Genomic DNA, 18653 nt, shown 5'->3' with positions numbered 1-18653 from the left:
AAGCCATTCTAATTCCCGGTAGGTTAGATAGCCTATGTCGACTCGCCACCCCAACCCCCAACACTTCCCCAGCTACCGCAATCCCTCTGCGAAGCAGAAACCTACCTTTGGCACCGATCCCCAGCGCACCCAGGCAGCGCGCGCCTTTCACCACGGTGCGCATACCTATCAGGACGTCCGCCCCCATTACCCGCCCGAGGTTGCTGAGCTCATTGCCGGCGCCCACCGCGTTGCCGATATCGGCGCCGGCACCGGCAAGCTCACTGAGTCCCTCACCAACCCCAACGTGCTTGCGGTCGAGCCATCGGCAGATATGGCCCGCGTGCTCCAACACCGCCTGGACATTCCCATCATCCGCGCCACGGCCGAGCACACCGCGCTTGCCGATGCCTCCCTCAACGCCGCCTGCCTCGCCCAAACCTGGCACTGGGTCGACGTTGCCGCCGCTTCCGCCGAGCTGGACCGCATCCTCGCGCCGGGCGGGCGCGTGCTTTTAGTGTGGAATACCCTCGATGTCCACGCGGATCCGTGGATCCTCCGTTTAAGCCGCATCATGCACTCTGGCGACGTGCATAAGCCCGGCTTCTATCCGGAGTACAAGGCGCCTTGGACCTTAGACCGCGAGCTCCGGCTGAGCTGGACCCACGAACTCACCCCAGAACAGCTCCACCAACTCATGCACACCCGTTCATACTGGCTCAGAAATAGCGAGGACATCCACGAGCGCATGACCCACAACCTAAACTGGTACCTCTACGAGCACATGGGCTTTTCTGCCGGGCAAAAACTACACATCCCGTACCGCACGGATGCTTTCGTGCTGGTACGGGAGGCGAAGTCTCGCGACTGATTACAAGAGAACCTGAGCCAAGAGGGAGCCGACCACACAAGAGGTGAATACGGAGATCGCTCCGGGGATAAGGAACGAGTGGTTGATGACGTATTTGCCAATTCGCGTCGTACCCGTGCGATCGAAGCCGATGCAGGCCAAGTCGGAAGGATACGTGGGCAAGATAAAGTAACCATAAGCCGCACCGTAGAACCCGACGATGACAGCCGGGTCAATGCCCAATTGCAAACCAATGGGTGCAATCGCTACCAAGGCAGCAGCCTGCGAATTTACCAACTTGGACACAACTACCAGCACAACGGCGTACGTCCATGGGGCCGCCTCGACGACGGAACCCAAGTTCGTCTCCAGTGCATCGATGTGGGATTGGAAAAACGTATCTGCCATCCACGCAACACCAAAGACAGAAAATACAGCTGTCATGCCGGCCTTGAATACAGGAGTAGACGCAATCTTTTTAGTATCCACCTTGCAGCTAAGCAGGATGATGGCACCGGCAACGAGCATGACTATCTGGATCACCAGGTTCATCGATACCGGGCTAAGCTCGCCGTCATCACCAGGAACCAAGGGGCGCAGGAACTCGAAGGCGCCGAGGAGTACCACGCAGGCAATAGCGATAAGGAAGACGACTACCGAGCGCTTAGCCTCGCGGGAAAATTCCTTACCGATGAGCGAGTCGGCGCTCTCGTTGATGCTGGCAGCAAACTCTGGGTCTTTCATCCGCTCTTGGAAAACCGGATCCTTGTCCAGGTCTTTGCCGCGACGCAGCGACCAAAACGCGGCGAGAAGAACACCACACAAGGACGCGGGTAGCGCCACCATAAGAATTTGCGGAATCGAATAGGCCTTGTCGATAGCTCCAGCATTTTCCGCAAGGATTGATGCAAGAGAAACAGTAGCCACGGACACCGGCGAAGCGGTAATACCCATCTGCGCCGAGGTCGAGGCCACTGCCATCGGGCGCTCAGGACGGATTCCCTTTTTGAGCGCGATATCTTGAATAATCGGAAACATGGTGTAGACCACGTGGCCAGTACCGCACAGTACGGTGAGGAACCAAGTGGTCAGTGGAGCCAAAATGGTGATGCGCTCTGGATGAGCACGCAAGAACTTCTCCGCATGCTGCATCATCACTTCCAACCCTTGTGCTTGTTGCAGTGTGGCTGCACAGCCGATAACGGCAATGATCGTCAGCATGACCGACACAGGGGGCTCGCCCGGTGCCAATCCAAACACGAAGACCATGAGCATTAAGCCGATGCCGGAAATCAATCCAAGGCCGATCCCGCCGTAGCGGGTACCCAATAACAAAGCACTTAAAATGATTATGACTTGAAGCACGATAGCCAGGATTGAATCCGGGGCAATCACATTCGCTAACATGTCATGCCTTTCAAACAGAAAGTAAATGGTTGACAAGTTTTATCTTATCGGTGCCATAGTGCTATCACCGAAACGAAAAGAAGAGCGAAGTGTCACACCAGCACTAGTGACACTTCTGCTCTTCTCAGTGGTAAAATACCAGGTTAAACAGCAATATCATCTACCATCGAACCCGCTTTCCTGCACGAGCACAGAGGCCATTCTGCCGACCGGGGCCTCCTCTGATGCGTTCGTGCTGGTACGGGAGACTAACCCTCACCGTTGATTGTGGGTCCTCACGCCCTTTGCTTCCCAGACTTTAATTCAACCTTATACTGCAAGTGATTTTTCACTGCGGGCCACTCATGCCGCAGCACGCTGTACACGCAGGTGTCCCTAACCAACCCGTTATCGAGTATCTGGTGGCCACGAAGGATTCCATCAAGATGTGCCCCTAGGGATTCCAATGCACGGCGGCTTTCGCGGTTAAAGGAGTTGGTGGTGAAGAATACCGATAAGCAATCAAGCTGCTCAAATGCGTGGCCCATGAGGGCGAGTTTGCAGTCTGCATTAACCGCGGTATTCTGCGCCGATGCTCGGTACCAGGTGTATCCGATCTGTGCCCGCCTGTTATCTGGTTCTAAGGCCTGATAACCAGTCATTCCTACCGTATTGCCAGCAGAATCGAACACCGTAAAAAGCTGCGACCCGTGGGAGTCATACCAAGAAATGCGTTCTTCCACGGCTTTTTCCATCTCACTCGGTGATGGAACCTTGGTATACCACCGCTTCCATAATTCCCCGTCCTGCACCGCCTCAGCTAGTCCAGAGGTATGGTCTACGCTCAACGCCTTGAGAGTGATATGTTGCCCGCGCAAGATCTCGATTTTCTGTGACACCGTATTTACCTTCTTGCTTTCTGGGCCTAAGCCAATGATCTAATGTCTTTCAAGCTTAGCTGCCAATGACACCGAGCGTAATGAGGTAGATAAAAAACGAGCGAAGCCCCACAGTTGTGAAAGCTTCGCTCGTCTACGAAGTAATCCCTTATTTCCGCTTTTTGCCTCGGCGTTCGCGCACGCGCACGGCGATGCGGATGGGCGTGCCGTGGAAACCAAAGCGCTCGCGGAACTTGCGCTCAAGGTAGCGCCGGTAGGATGCGTCGAGAAACCCAGTGGTAAATAGAACAATCGTCGGTGGCTGGGTTGATGCCTGTGTAGCAAAGAGCACGCGCGGCAAACGATTATTCTTCATCGGCGGCGGGTTGGCCGCAATCGCCTCACGCATCCAGTTGTTGAGCTGACCGGTAGACACGCGCTGATCCCAGCTTTCTAGGGCCTCAATCATGGCCGGCTCCAGCTTTTGCAAGGCGCGACCGGTCTCAGCAGAAATGTTAACGCGGGTTACCCACGGTAAGTGCCGCAGCTGCTCGTCAATCTCACGATCGAGGTAATAGCGGCGGTCCTCATCCATCAGGTCCCACTTATTAAACGCGATGACCAAGGCTTTGCCGGATTCCAGCACCATATTGAGCACGCGCTGGTCCTGCTCGGAAATCTCCTCGGAGGCATCGATAAGCATGATGCATACCTCGGCAGCATCGATCACGCCGCGGGTGCGCAAGGAAGCATAGTATTCGTGGCCCTGCGCATTCTTGACCTTCTTGCGCAGGCCCGCGGTATCAATGAACTTCCACAACTGCTCATCCAGCTGCACCAGCGAGTCCACGGGGTCTACCGTGGTGCCGGCGACATTATCTACCACCGAGCGCTCCTCGCTGGTGAGCTTATTGAGCAGCGAGGACTTGCCCACATTCGGCCTGCCGACGAGCGCGACACGGCGAGGTCCCGACGTAATTGAGGTCTCGCGCGGTTCTTCGGGGAAGCTGCGCAGGATCTCATCCAGCACGTCTGCGCCACCGCGCCCGTGCTGCGCAGAAACCGGCCACGGATCCCCGAGGCCCAAGGCGTAAAACTGCGCCATATCCGCATACTGGTTATCGGAATCGAATTTATTCGATACCACGATCACCGGAACCGGGGATTTTTGCAGGCGGCGCGCCATGACCTCATCGGTTTCGGTAATGCCCACCTTGGTGTCTACCACCATCACGATGACATCGGCGGTATCCATCGCCATTTCTGCCTGTCGGGCGATATCGGCGTGCATGCCTTTGACGTTGGGATCCCAGCCGCCGGTATCCTGCACGATAAAGCGCTGTCCATTCCAGTCCGCCACGTAGGAGACGCGGTCACGGGTCACGCCAGGGTGATCTTCTACAACGGCCTCGCGGCGGCCGAGGAAGCGATTAACCAGCGAAGACTTGCCCACATTCGGCCGCCCCACAATAGCGACGGTGCACAGGGCTTCTTCAGTGGCATCGGCAAATCCGAGCGATTGCGAGAGCTGCTCCCACTCGTCCTCACTGAGAGGCTGCTCTAGGTCTTCCTCATCCCCGTAATCGGCCTCGCCGAACTCTGACTCATCAAAGTCGTAATCAAATTCTTCAGCATCGAAATCGTCCGTAGCCCAACCCGGCGAGGTCTCTACCGTTTCCTCGTCGAACTTACCCGCAGGGTAATGGAACTGCGTGACTTCTTCCTCTGGGGACTCAAAATCTTTATTGCTCATGAGCGGGACTCCTTAACCACGTTGATTAGAGCCTGCACGACGTCCTCCGGGCTCATGTCAGAGGTATCGACGATAGTGGCATCGTCGGCTGGGCGAAGCGGCGAGGTTGCGCGGGAAGAATCCGCGGCATCGCGGCGCTGCACATCCGCCAGTACAGATTCAAAATCGGAGGCAATGCCGGCCTTTTCGTTTTGATCGTGTCGGCGCTGCGCACGGACTTCTGCAGAAGCCGTCATAAAGGCCTTCGCTGGTGCATCGGCCAACACGACGGTGCCGATATCGCGGCCCTCTACGATGGCGCGGTGGGCGCGCTGCGCCAGCGTGCGCTGCAATGACACCAAGTTCTCCCGCACCTCCGGGATGGCAGATACTGCGGAGACGTTCTGGGTGACCTCATCTCCCCGGATGACGCGGGAGACATCGGCGCCATCGAAAAGCACCTGCGTGGAATCCGGATCATCGGAGACCTCCAAGGGGAGGTTAGCCGTCGCGGAAATCACCGCTTCCTTGTCCGCGGGATCCACGCCTTGGCGCAATACCGCCAAGGTTGCCACGCGGTACATGGCGCCGGTATCGATGTATTTTGCATCCAATTGCTTGGCTAGGGCCCGGCATGTCGTGGACTTTCCCGTTCCGGAGGGGCCATCGACCGCAAGAATCAGGCCTTCATCAGGCATATTCGAAATCATTACATTCCCACCGCCTTGTACAAGCTCGTCAACTCGTTGGAATTTAGCGCGCGCAGTCCGCCGGGCTTCATATCGCCCAATTGGACCGTGTGCAGCTTGGTGCGCACCAAGCGCTGCACGGGATAGCCGGCTTCCTTCAGCAAGCGGCGCACGATGTGCTTGCGCCCTTCGTGCAGCTCTACTCGGACCAGAGAGAACCCCTGGTTTTTGTCCACTACCTGCACGAAATCGGCCTTTGCCAGGCCATCTTCTAGCTCGATGCCCTCTTTGAGCTGGCGCACAAGCTTATTATCGGCCTCACCCAATACCGTGGCCAAGTAGGTTTTCTTCACCTCATACTTGGGGTGCATCAGGCGGTTGGCCAATTCCCCATCGTTGGTGAGGATGAGCAGGCCTTCCGTATCCGCATCCAAGCGGCCTACGTGGAATAGGCGCTGGCCCGAGGCAACCTTTTCAGACACCACGTCACCCACGCAGGGGCGGCCGAGGTCATCTGACATCGTTGACTGCATTCCGCGGGGTTTATTGAGGATGAAATATTCTTGGTCTTCGTTGACGTTAACGCGAACACCGTCGACGCGGATGACGTCCACGGCGGGATTGACCTTAACGCCCTGCTTGAGAATGACATTGCCATTTACTTCGACACGGCCGGCATCAATGAGGATCTCCGCGTGGCGGCGCGATGCGACGCCCGCCTTGGCCAAGACCTTCTGCAGGCGCTCGCCCTTGGGCTTATCGTCATCGACCAGCCAGTCAGCGCCCAAATCGCGCGCCACCGATTCTGCAGTGGCCTTCTGCTTTTTCTTGGAAACGTGTTGATTACGAGCCGGCTTGGCATTAGAGACAACGATATCGCTGTCTCGCTGCTTCTTATCCGGTGTGCCGTCACGGCGAGCGGGAGGAGTCACTTAAGTGTCCTTTTCTCTCGAAGATATGAAATTACCTGCGTGAGTCTACCCCACCTCAGTACTCTTCGTCGATTGCATCGACATCTGGGAGAAGCGGTGCCAAATCAGGAAGGCGTTCCAACGAGTCTATGCCTAAGAGTTCGAGGAAAAGTTCCGTGGTTTCATACCGGTGCGACGCTCCTTCGAACTCATCCTGCGGGAGCTCGCGGATGAGCCCTCGCAGGTTAAGGGTGCGCATTACGCCGTCCACGTTGACACCGCGGACCGCAGAGACCTGCTGGCGTGTGACCGGTTGGCGATAGGCCACGACGGCTAGCGTCTCCAAGGCCGCGCGCGAGAGCTTCGTTTGCGCCCCATCCAATAAAAACTCCTCCACCGCGCTGGCGTTTTCCTGGCGGGTATAAAACCGCCAACCCTCAGGGGTTTCGCGCAGCTCAATTCCAGAGCCGCGGTTGTCGAATTCGCGTTGAATGGTCCGCAGGCAGTCACTAATGACCGCCGGTTCCACGTTAAGCGCCCGTGCCAAGGACTCTACGGATGCCGGCGAATCAAGCACCAGCAAGATCGACTCGAGCCGGGACCGCAATTGCGAAATGAGCGGAAGATCCATGCCCCTTAGATTACAACCAGCGACGGCGGTGCTAGTACTAGTCCCAATTTGCTGCTGCAACGACTGCGGGATCTACGTCCAAGCCGGTCCAGGAAAGGTCCAGCTGGCCCAGTGCTTCCTCCTGCTGGGCATCAACCGCCTTGGCCTTAAATAGTTCCAAGAGCGCCAAGAACCTGCCGACGATATGCATGGTTGTGGTGCAATCCCGGGTCAGCGAAGAAAAACTTGTCCACTGCCCAGCGCCCATGAGTTTAAGCGTTTCGAGGATCTTTCCAGCCTGCTCAGGCACGGAGACGGCAACGCCATGAATATGGCCCGTTGCCACTTCTTCCGGCGGCTTGGGGCGAAAGACACCCGCCGCCATTTCCGCAAAGCTCGCTGGAGTATGCCCCAACATCACGGGAGGTAAAAGCTCTGCAAATTGCTCCTCGATGCTGACCGCGCGCGGATAACTGCACTGCGCCTCTCGCTGCCAGCGGGCAAATTGGTCCGCCGCCTGTTTATAGGCCTTGTACTGCAAAAGCCGGGCAAAGAGCAGGTCACGCGACTCCAGCAACTCTAGGTCCTCTAGATCATCGACCTCACCCCGTGGCAATAGCCGTGCGGCCTTTAAGTCCAATAGCGTTGCCGCCACGACCAAGAAATCAGTCGTTTCATCCAGATCCGCGTTCTCGCCCAATTGGCGCGTGTAGCCCACAAATTCATCGGTCACCTCAGACAAGGCCACATCCGTGATATCCATCTTCTTGGCCTGGATGAGCTGCAAAAGCAGATCAAATGGCCCCTCGAAATTCCGCAGGGCAATGCGGAATCCCGTAATCTCTGGTTGCGTCACGGTAGCTTAGACGGTCGAGCGCTCGATGACTTCCTTCGCCAGATCGCGGTATTGCTGCGCGGCCTGCGAATTAGGTGCCCACGAGGTAATGGGCTCGCCGGCCACGGAGGTTTCTGGGAAGCGCACGGTACGAGTAATGACGGTATCGAATACTTGATCCCCAAAGTATTCCACCACGCGGGACATTACCTCGCGGGCATGCTTGGTGCGCCGATCAAACATGGTGACCAAAATGCCCATGACTTCCAGATCGAAGTTGATGCGGTCAGAGACCTTTTCCACCGTGTCCGTGAGCAAGGCAAGCCCGCGCAGCGAGAAGAACTCGCATTCCATGGGGATGATGACGCCCTGGGAACAGGCCAAGGCGTTGACCGTAAGCAGCCCCAAGGAAGGCTGGCAGTCAATAATGATGAAGTCATAGTCGCGGCGCACCGGACGCAGGGCTCGCGCCAAGGTGTGCTCGCGGCCTACTTCATTGACCATCTGGATCTCTGCTGCGGAAAGGTCAATATTGGCCGGAACGAGGTCCATGCCGGACACGCTGGTGTGGTGAATGGCGGAGTGGATAGAGGTATGGCTATCCAGCATTACGTCATAAATCGAGTCCTCGATGTCGTCATGGTTTAATCCCAGCCCAGCCGAAAGGGCGCCTTGCGGGTCCAAATCAACCAGTAGGACCTTGCGTCCATACTCTGCGAGGCAGGCCCCCATATTGATGGTTGACGTGGTCTTGCCCACGCCGCCCTTTTGGTTACACATCGAGATGATGGTGGCGGGCCCATGTTTTTCCAAGGGGGCGGGTTCCGGCAGCTCGCGGACAGGGCGGCCAGTTAGCCCCGTCTCTACATCAGAGGCTGAAAAGAGACCCTCTTCGCTCACAGTCAAACCTTCTTCCTTGACGCCAAGTCATGGACCATGACATTTGGCATAGGGTTGCTTACAACGTTGTAACTATAGCGTACCCGCTCCCCTTTATGACTACCGAGACTTTGCAAATATCAAGTCTCTAACTTTGACTTGAGCAGTGGAAGCTACGCCCGAGGATGCGCGGTCCTCCACACCTCCCGCAAGGAATCAGCAGTGACGTGCGTATAGATCTGCGTCGTAGTTACTGAGGAATGCCCTAAAAGCTCCTGCACGGTGCGCACATCGGCACCGCCTTCGAGAAGGTGCGTGGCAAAAGAATGGCGCAGCGTGTGCGGGGAAATAGATTTATCCAACTGGCTGCGCTGCGCGGCCGTCTTAATGATGGACCACGCGCTTTGCCGCGATAGCGCCCCACCGCGGGTATTCAATAATAGCGCGGCGGTCTTCCCCTTTCCCAGCACGGGCCGGGCGCGCACTAGGTAGGCGTCGATGGCCTGCCTGGCGTGCGAGCCAAGGGGTACAAGCCGCTCCTTATTGCCTTTGCCATGCAGCATTAAGACGTCATCGGCAGTAGTTACGTCATCGACGTTGAGCGAGATTACCTCAGAGATGCGCGCCCCAGTGCCATAGAGCACTTCTAGAAGCGCTCTATCGCGGAGGTCAACCGGTGTTTCCGTAGGCGTCGATTCGATAAGCCGAGTCACCTCATCCACGCTCAAGGTCTCGGGCAAGTGTTGCCCCGTGGAAGGCGGGCTCACCTCGGCCGCAACATCGCTATCAACTTCGCCCTCCGCAACGGCGAATTTATGCAACCCGCGCGCAACGATGAGGGCACGGTTGGCAGAAGATACCGCCATATTTTCACGCAGATCCTTTAAATAGGCCTCCACCATAGGTCGAGTTACCTGCCGTAGGTCCTGGACCCCATTTGCTGCCAGCCAATCCACATACCGGCGAATATCCCGCCGGTAATTGCTCAGGGTATTTGCTGAAACGCCGCGTTCGACGGCGAGGTGATTCAACCAAGTCTGAGCGATGTCCTCTGCAGCAGTCACTGCTTTTTCAGATCCGGTCCGCTGCGTCGAGCAGCCATATGGGTTGGGCGCAAATCGAACGGCGCATCCACCGAACGCGTCGGCTTTCCACCAATGACCGTGGCATATGCAGATAAAATACCCGCGCACGCAACGGAATTAACTATCTCACCGCCCAGCACCTTGTCAACTGCCTTATCTAAATCAACCCAGGCAAAATCCATATCGGCTTCTTCATCGCCGGTATCCTGCAGCGCCGGTACCTCACTAAGGTCGTGAGCAAGGAAAATCCGCACGGCTTCCTCACAAAACCCCGGTGAGGTCACCATATCCGTGAGAACTTCCCAATCCTTCGCGGCAAGGCCCGCTTCCTCCTGCAACTCGCGCTGCGCGCCGGAAAGCTCATCCTCGCCCTTTACATCAAGCAATCCTGCCGGCAGTTCCCACAGCCGCTTGCCGACGCTATGCCGGTACTGATGCACCATCGCGATGCGCCGATCCTCATCTAGGGCGACCACCGCGACGGCGCCCAAGTGCTCGATGATCTCCCTATCCGCGGTGTTCCCTCCCGGCATGGATAGGGTATCGCGGCGTACGGCCACGATAGGGGCATCGAAAATTAACTCTGAATCCAAGACTTGAAAATCGTGGGTCACTGTTATTTCTCCTCTTCAGGTAGGGCGGAATCCGCGCTTTCTGCTGAACCGTAGTCTCCCCTGCCCCCATTAAGCTGTTCTTCGGTAGCGGAAATCACGGCAATGCGCTCTACCGCACGCTCAATACCATCTACGGTAGAAAGATCCACGTCTTTGGTGCGCAACTGCTCCACTGTCTTATCATCTTGGGTCTGCTTGCTCCGTGCGCTAAGCACCACGCTGCCATTGACCTCATCCAAAGCGGTGGCTAACTCAGCCAAGGTGTCCGAATAGTATCCGCGCACCCCACTGCCGGAAACAATGATGATGGACTGGGCGGGAAGGATGGTCCCGTCCTTATAATCAATAAAATCCTCATCGCGCAGGGCACGCAGCAGCTCAGATCGTTCCTTTACGCTTGCGATTGGCTCCGTGCTTTCTGGATCCATGGATAAGGCCGCCCCCAAAACCTCGCCGCCGTAGCTTCCCACGGTTTTATCGAGTCCCTTAAGATCTGCCTTTTTCGGGGCCTTATCTTTAAGGATTTTTACGATATCGTCTTTGCTTTCCCCCCGCAGGAAGTCTTTACTTAGCTTGATTTCTCCTGCAGCGGTGGCCCCGGAGGCTTCTAAGAGTTTCGTGATTTCAGAAAGTTCATTGCTATTTGCATCATCGGTGGAAATAACCAGCACTGGCCGCTGCGATAATGTACCGGAGACCAAATCTGGGGCTACATCACTGACGATGTCATCACTCGCCTCGTTTTGATTCTGCAAGATCTTATTTTCTTGCACCACCTTGCGGTGTTCTGCACGGATCGGGTCATCGTCGGCCACGCTGGTGGTCAGGTTGGGCGCGATCACCAAGGCACCAAGGGCCACTCCAACCGCCGCCCCAAGTCCGAGGCCCGTAATTAGTTGCGCTTTCGCCATATTTTTACCCCCGCTTAGAATAGGCTCGACCACGTCTGGCTTAAATTACTCAAGAAATCCTGGCTCCCGCCGAAGCCCACGATCAAGATGATCGCTGCAATCGCCACCAAAATGCTCAAAAGGGCCCATAGCCAACCAAGGTGCGAGGACGGAGCGGAATACAGGTTGATTACTGCCTCAGCATCGACCACCTTGGTTCCGGCCTTCAGCCGAGACAGTACAGCAGACGGAGCCACGCGGTTGGCAAAAACATCATCGAGGTCAAAACCACCACCTGCCTGCACGATAAGGCCCGCACCGTGGTAATCCGCAAAGAGCAGCGCTAAATCCGTGGCCGATTCCGAAGCCGCCGGAAACGTCATGGCTCCGATGCCCAATTCTTGGATGCGGTCAATGCTCTCCACGCTGCCTTCTGGATCCGCGGGCACCACAATGCGCGCGCCGCAACGCAGCGACTCATCGCTCACCTTGGCAGGATCGCCAATGATAAAGTCAGGCTTATATCCCTGCTCCAGCAAAGAATCCGCGGCTTCATCAACCGCAATGAGCAGCGGCTCATACTCCCGAATGAAATTCCGCAATTCTTTTAGCTGGGAGCGGTGGTCTTCGGTGGGAGATAAAACAATGACCTTCCGGCCAGCAATCTCGGCACCGGATGCGGGGACCCCGAGGCCATCGATAAGCAAGGGGCCTTCAGAGTTAATGAAGTCGATGGAGCTCGCGAAATAGGACTCCATGTGATCAATGAGTGCGCTTTGTGCCGCCTTGAAGTTCTTGTCTGCGCGCTCCCTGGAAACCTTCTGCCCCGTCCCGATTACTTTATCCGCGACGTAGACCTTTCCATCGTCCCCAATATGTGCCTTCTTGCCATCCTTAAACTCCGAAATAAAGTCCTCGCCGAGGCCTTCGAGGAGGTCAATGTCGGCATCGAGAAGCATGTGCGGACCGCAATTAGGAATGGAGCCAGTAGAAAACCTGGCGACGTTGACCACCGCGGAGGGCTGTAATTCCACAAGCGTTTGTGCCTCGGGGCGAGAAATATTCGCCGCATCAATAACGGCGATGTCACCTGCAGAAAACTTCTTAAGACCTTTCGCTCCCGGGGTGCAATCGCGCAATGCAGCATGCTCACCAGGATGATCGGGGGTACGGGAAAACAGAGCCATGGGCTCCATTGTTCCTTGCTTAGTCCGCCAGCTGGGTAAGGCGCGCGGAAGCTTCTTTTTGTGCGCGATCAAAAAGCTCTTGGGCATGCGCGCGCCCCGTCTCCGTGTCATCCAAACCAGCCAGCATGCGCGCCAATTCCTCCACGCGCTCCTGCTCCGTTAGCTCGGCTACCCCCGAGGTAAATTTGTCCTTCGAGACATGCAAATGCGCATCCGCATACGCCGCTACCTGCGGCAGGTGGGTCACGACGATAACCTGATTGTGCGCAGCCAGCCGTGCTAGCCGACGCCCAATTTCTACCGCCGCACGCCCGCCCACGCCAGCATCGACCTCATCGAAAACCAAGGTCGCACCGTCTTCGCTGGCGAGCACGACCTCAAGGGCCAGCATGACGCGAGACAACTCGCCACCGGAGGCCGCAGTGGCCAAAGGCTTCCCATTGAGCTGCAACTCCGCAGCATCGGCGCCTGTCTTGGAATACTTAGCCGCGGACAGCTCAACCGACAAAGTGGAATTCGGCATGGCCAATCCATGCAGCTCTTCAGTCACCAACTTGCCCAGTGCCTCCGCCGCTTTCCGGCGGCTTTTCGTAAGCTTCGCCGCCTTCCGCTTCATCTCCTGCTCGGCCTCTTTGACCTGCGCCTTAAGTTCCTCGAGGACTTCAGTGGAGGTATCCATCGACTGCAATTTGGACTCCGCCTCATCGCGCCATGCCAAAACGCCGTCGATATCGCTGGCGTATTTACGGGTCAAGGCTCGGAGATCCTGTTGGCGTTGCAGTGACTTCTCCAGCAGATTCGGATCTGCCGGCAGCCCCGCGAGGTATCCACCGAGCTCGGCCGAAATATCGCCTAGCTGCGAGGTGATTTCAGATATGCGCTCGCCCAAATCCGCCAGCTCTTTATCCGAGGATCCCACTAACGCCGATCCCGCGCGCCCTAGCAGCGAAGAAGCAGCCTCATCGATCTCTTCCGTTCCATCGATCGCTGCCAAGGCAATGTGCGCGGATTCGCGCAGACCGTCGACGTCTTGCAGGCGCTGCACCAACTGCACCAACTCCGCGTCTTCCCCTGGCTCGGGTGCCACACCGTTGATTTCCTCTAGGGCATATTGCAGGCGGTCAGCTTCCTGGGCAAGCTCCCTACGTGACTCCGTGCGCCGACGATAGTCCTTGGCCAGGCTGCGCCACTTTTTAAAGGCCTCAGCATAGTCTTCCCGAATGCCAGCCAGTTGCGGGTCTGCACGGTCCACGGCCGCGAGTTGCTCCTCTGGGGCCAAGAGGCGCAATTGGTCATTCTGACCATGCACGGTAATTATCTCCCGCGCGAAATCTCCCAACGTGGCGGCCGGTACGGCTCGCCCTCCCAAATACGCCCGCGATCGCCCCGCAGCCGAAACTGTGCGCGAGACAATAAATTCACCATTTTCATCTGGCTCGCCGCCCACCGAGTCCACCAGTTGGCTGATGCTCTCCTTCGCGGAACTAAAATGGCCTTCCACGGCCGCTTTTTTAGCGCCATCGCGCACCCTAGAGGCATCGGCACGCCCGCCAGCCAACAATCGAAGCCCCGTAACCACCATGGTTTTGCCTGCACCGGTCTCACCGGTCAATACGGTCAGGCCCTCCGATAATTCCGCAGAGCTATGGCGAATGACTCCTAAATCATTGATAGAAATATCGACAAGCACTATTTCTCCTTCGGTCCGCGCCAGCCTTCCACGGGCAACCGCAGCTTAGAGACCAATCGATCCGTAAAGGGCTGATCATCCAACCGCACCCAGCGTACGGGGCGCTTACCGCGCACCACCTCAACGCGGGCGCCCGGCGGCATAATAAGTTCCCTGCACCCATCCAAGATAACCACGGCCGGTGTGGTTTGCATGGTTGATTCCACCGCCACCAAGGAGTTGGGAGAAACCACTAAAGGTTTAGTAAAGAGTGCATGGGCATTATTCGGCACGACCAAGATTGCATCTAGCGATGGCCACAGCACTGGGCCGCCGGCAGAAAATGCATACGCCGTAGATCCCGTAGGAGTCGAAATCAGCACGCCGTCACAACCGAACGACGAGACCGGGCGCCGGTCGATCTCCAAAATCGCATCCAACACGCCCGACCTGTTCTGGTTTTCTACCGAGGCCTCATTCAAAGCCCAACTGCTAGCCATTTGGTGACCGTTGGCGTCCGAAATAGAGACATCCACCGTCAGCCTGTCCTCCACCCGGTAGCTCTTCTCTATTACGCGAGCGACGGCACGGTCTAATGACTCCACTTCCCATTCCGCGAGGAAGCCTACGTGCCCTAGATTCACTCCGAGGACCGGAATATCAACCGCGCGTGCCATATCAGCCGCGCGCAGGAAGGTGCCATCACCGCCGAGAACAAGAACCAATTCACATCCTTCCGCCGCAGCATCAGAATGCGGCACGTGCTGTAGCCCTGGCAGGACGGTTTCGTCCGCACAAACTCGAACCGTTATCCCTGCCTCCTCCAATAACTCGGCTGCACGGGAGGTAGCCTGCAGGTTCTCTGCGCGATTGGCATGTGGAACCAACAATATCTCTCGCATTACTGCGGACCTTTTTCAACGGCAGTATCAATCATCTGTTTCATTGTAGCCACGTCCGTGGACATACCGTCCTTTTTCAGCCACAGGAAATATTCCACATTTCCACTCGGACCCGGCAACGGTGAAGCCACAACACCGTGCAGGCTAAGGCCTAAAGACACGGCAAATTCAGCAACGTCCTGCGTGGCCTCTTTGCGCATCTCCGGAGAACGAACCACCCCGCCGCTGCCGATGCGCTCTTTGCCCACCTCAAACTGCGGCTTGACCATCGGCAGCAGCCACGCACCGTCCTTCATGCACTCCACAATTGCTGGCAGCACCAGTTTTAGGGAAATGAAAGATAAATCCCCGACCATGCCATCGCACAGGCCATTGGTCATCTCCGGATTAATAGTGCGGATATTGGTCCTATCCAAAACCGTCACGCGGTCGTCATTTTGCAGGCGCCACAATAATTGCCCATACCCGACGTCAACGGATAGCACCTCACGCGCACCAGACGCCAAGCACACATCTGTAAATCCTCCTGTCGATGCCCCTGCATCTAAGATGCGGCCATCCATGTCGACGTCGAATGTGGCTAGTGCGCCCAAAAGCTTATGCGCGCCGCGAGACGCCCACCTGTCTTCCTCAGACTCCTCGACCTTGATGGAGACTTCAGGATCCACAACTGTTGCAGGCTTTTCTGCCTTAAAACCGCCGACGGTCACACGGCCAGACTTGATCATCTCGCGGGCTTGCTCACGAGATCGCGCAATCTTTCGGCGCACAAGTTCTGCATCCAGCCTGCGGCGTTGTGGTGGCATTAGTTCTCCTGCAAAGCATTCCGCAATACGGAATGCGCCCTGTCCAGTTGGTCGACTTCTTCTGCGAGTGTTGGCGCATCTTCGCCGAGAATTGTCGAAATCTCCGAATCTACCTCTTCAGGCTCTTTCACGGCCCGAAAATCGTGTGGCTTTACCGCCATTTCGACACAACCTTTTCCGCAAATTCGCTACGCGGCTGAATATACCGAGGCGGTGCCGGCATCGACCACGCTACTTCCAAGACCGTCCGCAGCGCTTGCACCGAGGTAGAGGATTCATTTCCCCCCTGCAATAGGACATCATACCCATCGCATCGCGCGGTAAAATCTCCTTGCGGTCCCGGTCGCACCTGCGAAATAGGCAATGAAAGCTCGTGCATGCCTGCCCCAATAAAATTAGGCCGTGCCTCCACCGGGGCTTCGATAAGCTCCAGCTCGCCCGATACACCGGTCAAGACATGGAAGGTATTCATCGCTGCGGCGTTACCCCCAACGATATCCGTATCTAGCCTGTCGCCCACCGCCAATGGCTTCTTGGAACCGGCCTTCTTGGCCGCGAGGAAGAACATCGCTGGTTCAGGTTTGCCGGCAGAAACGGGCTCTACTCCCGTCGCCTTCTGGACGGCAGCAACTAGGGAGCCATTGCCAACGCCTAGCCCCCGCTCAATTGGAAGGGATGTATCCAAATTTGAGGCGAAAAACTTCGCGCCTGCCCGGATAGCCAGCGCCCCCTCCGTCAACTGTTCCCAATCAACGGACTTATCAAATCCTTGCAGGACGGCTGCTGGTTTATCATCAGCACTCGAGACCACGGAAAAGCCCATCTCTTTGGCCAAGTCCCGGAAAGAATCCGCGCCAATGATTAGTACTTTCGCACCTGACGGGATTTTCTCCGCGGCCAACTGCAATACCGCTTGGGCGGAGGTGACGATATCACCAGAATCCGCAGTCAAACCGATATCCGTCAGCATTGTGGCGACGGCTTCTGGGCTCCGCGACGCATTATTTGTTACATATACTGCGGGAACGCCGCACGTATTAATAACGTCTACTACGTTACTTAGCGGACGGCCGCCCTCCCAGACGGTTCCATCCAGGTCCAGCAATAAGGCGTCATGTTTGCTCAAAACACTCATTATTTACATTCCGCCAATCGGTCTGCGGCATCGGTCCAATCACCCTCATCAATGGCGATGGTGTGCTCGAACCACTCGCGGGCTTCATCCCTGCGCCCCGCAGCGAGAAGAGCGTTTGCATAGGCATACGACAACCTACAAGCACTCACTCCGCGATCGCTGCGGTCAGGTTGTGCCCTCTGGATGGTAACCACCGCTGATTCAGGTTGATCGAGGTCAAGGCGAGCACCGGCCAGCACGATCGCCAGTTCAATAGCCGATTCTTTGTCTAGTTCTTTCGCCTCCTCGCTGCGTCCTAACTCCAATGCCTTTTCCGGCCGCCCCAGCCCGCGTTCACAATCAGCCATAACCGCAAGCATTCCTGGACCGCCAGAAATACGGCGGGCAGCGCGGAGCTCGGCGAGTGCCTCTTTCCACTCGCCTGCACGGTAAGCAGCGATACCATTAACTTCTCTGGCGATAGCCACGCGGCCCGCACGGTCCTTAGCCGCGCGCGCGTGCCGCAGCGCCAGCTTAGGATCATCGTCCATCCAGGTCGCCGCCATGATCATGTGCTTGGCGACGGCCTCCGAGTTCTCTTTAGAGAGAGATTTCAAATCTTGGAGCACCAATGGGTCCAAGTCATTGATATCAACCTCTTCAGGAATATCCGGATCGGTCATACGCCGGTTGATTCGCTCTTCCCTATACCCAGAGCGCTGTGGAGAGAAAGATTTCTTCTTTCCCCCTCCGCGAGAATCACGGTCCCCCGGGTTGCGTGGATTTCGACCCCGACGGTCTTGTCCGCGGCCGTTACGGCCGTACTGGTTGCGCTCCGACATTCAGTCCTACCCTCTCTTGGTTGGAACTCGCACAGAAATACCGCACCCATTCTACAGTGCTAAACGACATTCAAAGAATCTGGAAATTTCCTTACCTTTGTCCGTGTTTAGATGCACTTCATCGCAATTCCCCACTCCGGTACTGAATCATAGGTTCTTATTTTTTGTTGTTGTGTTTGTTTCTTTTGTGTGTGAGGAATTGTTTCCAGGTGTAGTGCCAGTGTGTGTTTGTGGTGGCTAGTGGTCCTTTCGGGTGGTCTATGTGGTAGGTTCCGTCGGTGTGTAGCCAGGCGATGGTGCCGGTGACGGGGTCCATGATGTAGTTCACGCGTCGGTCGGTTTTGATGTTGTGGTGGTGTTGGCACAGGGTGACGAGGTTGTCGGGGCTGGTGGGTCCGCCGTTGTTGTATTCGATGCAGTGGTCGAGTTGACATTTGTGTGCTGGTGTGGTGCAGCCGGGCCAGCGGCAGGTGAGGTCTCTTCCTTGTGTGTAGGCGCGGATGTGGCTGGTGGGCTGGTAGCCCGGGGTTTCTTCTGGTTTAAGTTGTCGGGTGAAGGTGTCGATGCCTTCAAGGTTAGTCATCGTGGACCAGCCGTAGCCTGGGAAATACACTTTCGCCTCACCAGCACCAGCCCCGGCAGCGTTATTGCCACCGGTGGTGGTGTCGGTGGTGAAGGTATTAATCGCAACTTTGGTATGCGTGGGCCCGACCCCCGGAAAGTGGACACATCGGGGGCTAGCTATGCTGCTGTGGTCAGTATAGCCGAAGTCTCGGCTTCAAAGACATCAGGAGC

Annotated in this window: 19 protein-coding genes and 1 pseudogene; 1 reads left to right on the top strand and 19 read right to left on the bottom strand. The window is 56.7% G+C overall.

Features of this window, described 5'->3' with window-relative positions:
• Positions 1 to 34 precede the first annotated feature (34 nt).
• Positions 35 to 850, top strand: coding sequence for a class I SAM-dependent methyltransferase (locus tag ABRP64_RS04050; RefSeq protein ID WP_284850162.1), 816 nt, complete (start codon positions 35 to 37; stop codon positions 848 to 850).
• Here ABRP64_RS04050 and ABRP64_RS04045 read toward each other — a convergent pair whose 3' ends face one another.
• The 19 genes and pseudogenes from ABRP64_RS04045 to ABRP64_RS03955 all read right to left on the bottom strand — a co-directional run bounded on the left by ABRP64_RS04045 (position 851) and on the right by ABRP64_RS03955 (position 18441).
• Complete coding sequence (locus tag ABRP64_RS04045) at positions 851 to 2236, bottom strand: anaerobic C4-dicarboxylate transporter (protein WP_349865511.1); 1386 nt, start codon at positions 2234 to 2236, stop codon at positions 851 to 853.
• A gap of 275 nt (positions 2237 to 2511) precedes the next feature.
• Positions 2512 to 3114: a GNAT family N-acetyltransferase gene (locus ABRP64_RS04040; protein WP_349865510.1), complete on the bottom strand. Its 603-nt coding sequence runs from the start codon at positions 3112 to 3114 to the stop codon at positions 2512 to 2514.
• 148 nt (positions 3115 to 3262) lie between these two features.
• Positions 3263 to 4846 (bottom strand): ribosome biogenesis GTPase Der, encoded by a 1584-nt coding sequence (gene der / locus ABRP64_RS04035; RefSeq protein WP_284772285.1) that lies wholly within the window; start codon positions 4844 to 4846, stop codon positions 3263 to 3265.
• The gene (gene cmk, locus ABRP64_RS04030; RefSeq protein WP_349865508.1) at positions 4843 to 5535 is read right to left on the bottom strand and encodes a (d)CMP kinase; all 693 of its coding nucleotides are present in this window, start codon (positions 5533 to 5535) and stop codon (positions 4843 to 4845) included. Before cmk ends, der begins: the two co-directional genes overlap by 4 nt.
• Positions 5535 to 6446: a pseudouridine synthase gene (locus ABRP64_RS04025; RefSeq protein ID WP_005279286.1), complete on the bottom strand. Its 912-nt coding sequence runs from the start codon at positions 6444 to 6446 to the stop codon at positions 5535 to 5537. Before ABRP64_RS04025 ends, cmk begins: the two co-directional genes overlap by 1 nt.
• A 55-nt stretch (positions 6447 to 6501) precedes the next feature.
• Positions 6502 to 7056, bottom strand: a complete 555-nt coding sequence (scpB, locus tag ABRP64_RS04020; protein ID WP_284782881.1) for an SMC-Scp complex subunit ScpB — start codon at positions 7054 to 7056, stop codon at positions 6502 to 6504.
• Between the two features lie 37 nt (positions 7057 to 7093).
• Complete coding sequence (locus tag ABRP64_RS04015; protein ID WP_349865506.1) at positions 7094 to 7891, bottom strand: segregation and condensation protein A; 798 nt, start codon at positions 7889 to 7891, stop codon at positions 7094 to 7096.
• Between the two features lie 6 nt (positions 7892 to 7897).
• Positions 7898 to 8770, bottom strand: a complete 873-nt coding sequence (locus ABRP64_RS04010; protein ID WP_023022236.1) for a ParA family protein — start codon at positions 8768 to 8770, stop codon at positions 7898 to 7900.
• A 152-nt stretch (positions 8771 to 8922) separates the two neighbouring features.
• A complete protein-coding gene (gene xerD / locus ABRP64_RS04005) occupies positions 8923 to 9813 on the bottom strand; it encodes a site-specific tyrosine recombinase XerD (protein WP_349865504.1) in 891 nt (296 codons plus the stop codon).
• Entirely contained in the window at positions 9810 to 10448 is a 639-nt protein-coding gene (locus ABRP64_RS04000) for an NUDIX domain-containing protein (RefSeq protein WP_349865502.1), read from the bottom strand. The genes xerD and ABRP64_RS04000 overlap by 4 nt, the downstream gene beginning before the upstream one ends.
• Before the next feature lie 2 nt (positions 10449 to 10450).
• Positions 10451 to 11359 carry a copper transporter gene (locus ABRP64_RS03995; protein WP_349865500.1) on the bottom strand — a complete coding sequence of 303 codons (909 nt, stop codon included), beginning with the start codon at positions 11357 to 11359 and terminating at the stop codon, positions 10451 to 10453.
• A 14-nt stretch (positions 11360 to 11373) separates the two neighbouring features.
• A complete protein-coding gene (steA, locus tag ABRP64_RS03990; protein WP_349865498.1) occupies positions 11374 to 12534 on the bottom strand; it encodes a putative cytokinetic ring protein SteA in 1161 nt (386 codons plus the stop codon).
• A 10-nt stretch (positions 12535 to 12544) separates the two neighbouring features.
• Complete coding sequence (recN, locus tag ABRP64_RS03985; RefSeq protein ID WP_349865496.1) at positions 12545 to 14215, bottom strand: DNA repair protein RecN; 1671 nt, start codon at positions 14213 to 14215, stop codon at positions 12545 to 12547.
• On the bottom strand, positions 14215 to 15096 hold the full coding sequence (locus ABRP64_RS03980; protein ID WP_349865494.1) for an NAD kinase: 882 nt from the start codon (positions 15094 to 15096) through the stop codon (positions 14215 to 14217). The genes recN and ABRP64_RS03980 overlap by 1 nt, the downstream gene beginning before the upstream one ends.
• On the bottom strand, positions 15096 to 15902 hold the full coding sequence (locus tag ABRP64_RS03975) for a TlyA family RNA methyltransferase (protein ID WP_284852582.1): 807 nt from the start codon (positions 15900 to 15902) through the stop codon (positions 15096 to 15098). The genes ABRP64_RS03980 and ABRP64_RS03975 overlap by 1 nt, the downstream gene beginning before the upstream one ends.
• Positions 15902 to 16063: a hypothetical protein gene (locus ABRP64_RS03970; RefSeq protein ID WP_005282788.1), complete on the bottom strand. Its 162-nt coding sequence runs from the start codon at positions 16061 to 16063 to the stop codon at positions 15902 to 15904. Before ABRP64_RS03970 ends, ABRP64_RS03975 begins: the two co-directional genes overlap by 1 nt.
• Positions 16054 to 17037 carry an HAD-IIA family hydrolase gene (locus ABRP64_RS03965; RefSeq protein WP_349865492.1) on the bottom strand — a complete coding sequence of 328 codons (984 nt, stop codon included), beginning with the start codon at positions 17035 to 17037 and terminating at the stop codon, positions 16054 to 16056. The genes ABRP64_RS03970 and ABRP64_RS03965 overlap by 10 nt, the downstream gene beginning before the upstream one ends.
• Positions 17037 to 17849 (bottom strand): annotated as a pseudogene (locus tag ABRP64_RS03960) (hypothetical protein); the annotation flags it as partial. The gene ABRP64_RS03965 and the pseudogene ABRP64_RS03960, both read right to left, overlap by 1 nt.
• Positions 17850 to 18015: 166 nt before the next feature.
• The gene (locus ABRP64_RS03955; RefSeq protein ID WP_349865490.1) at positions 18016 to 18441 is read right to left on the bottom strand and encodes an HNH endonuclease signature motif containing protein; all 426 of its coding nucleotides are present in this window, start codon (positions 18439 to 18441) and stop codon (positions 18016 to 18018) included.
• Between the last annotated feature and the right edge of the window lie 212 nt (positions 18442 to 18653).

The organism is Corynebacterium sp. KPL4015, assembly GCF_040225725.1.
GTDB classification, from domain to species: domain Bacteria; phylum Actinomycetota; class Actinomycetes; order Mycobacteriales; family Mycobacteriaceae; genus Corynebacterium; species Corynebacterium rhinophilum.
The sequence above is the reverse complement of the archived record's forward strand: the minus strand, read 5'-3'. Positions and strand labels throughout refer to the sequence as shown.

Excerpts from the sequence above, each read along its gene's own strand:
- ABRP64_RS04045 (WP_349865511.1), bottom strand. The coding sequence starts at position 2,236 with ATGTTAGCGAATGTGATTGCCCCGGATTCAATCCTGGCTATCGTGCTT.
- ABRP64_RS03970 (WP_005282788.1), bottom strand. The coding sequence starts at position 16,063 with ATGGCGGTAAAGCCACACGATTTTCGGGCCGTGAAAGAGCCTGAAGAG.
- ABRP64_RS04050 (WP_284850162.1), top strand. The coding sequence starts at position 35 with ATGTCGACTCGCCACCCCAACCCCCAACACTTCCCCAGCTACCGCAAT.
- der (WP_284772285.1), bottom strand. The coding sequence starts at position 4,846 with ATGAGCAATAAAGATTTTGAGTCCCCAGAGGAAGAAGTCACGCAGTTC.
- ABRP64_RS03965 (WP_349865492.1), bottom strand. The coding sequence starts at position 17,037 with ATGAGTGTTTTGAGCAAACATGACGCCTTATTGCTGGACCTGGATGGA.
- ABRP64_RS03975 (WP_284852582.1), bottom strand. The coding sequence starts at position 15,902 with ATGCCACCACAACGCCGCAGGCTGGATGCAGAACTTGTGCGCCGAAAG.
- scpB (WP_284782881.1), bottom strand. The coding sequence starts at position 7,056 with ATGGATCTTCCGCTCATTTCGCAATTGCGGTCCCGGCTCGAGTCGATC.
- ABRP64_RS03995 (WP_349865500.1), bottom strand. The coding sequence starts at position 11,359 with ATGGCGAAAGCGCAACTAATTACGGGCCTCGGACTTGGGGCGGCGGTT.
- cmk (WP_349865508.1), bottom strand. The coding sequence starts at position 5,535 with ATGATTTCGAATATGCCTGATGAAGGCCTGATTCTTGCGGTCGATGGC.
- ABRP64_RS03980 (WP_349865494.1), bottom strand. The coding sequence starts at position 15,096 with ATGCGAGAGATATTGTTGGTTCCACATGCCAATCGCGCAGAGAACCTG.
- ABRP64_RS03955 (WP_349865490.1), bottom strand. The coding sequence starts at position 18,441 with ATGACTAACCTTGAAGGCATCGACACCTTCACCCGACAACTTAAACCA.
- steA (WP_349865498.1), bottom strand. The coding sequence starts at position 12,534 with ATGGAGCCCATGGCTCTGTTTTCCCGTACCCCCGATCATCCTGGTGAG.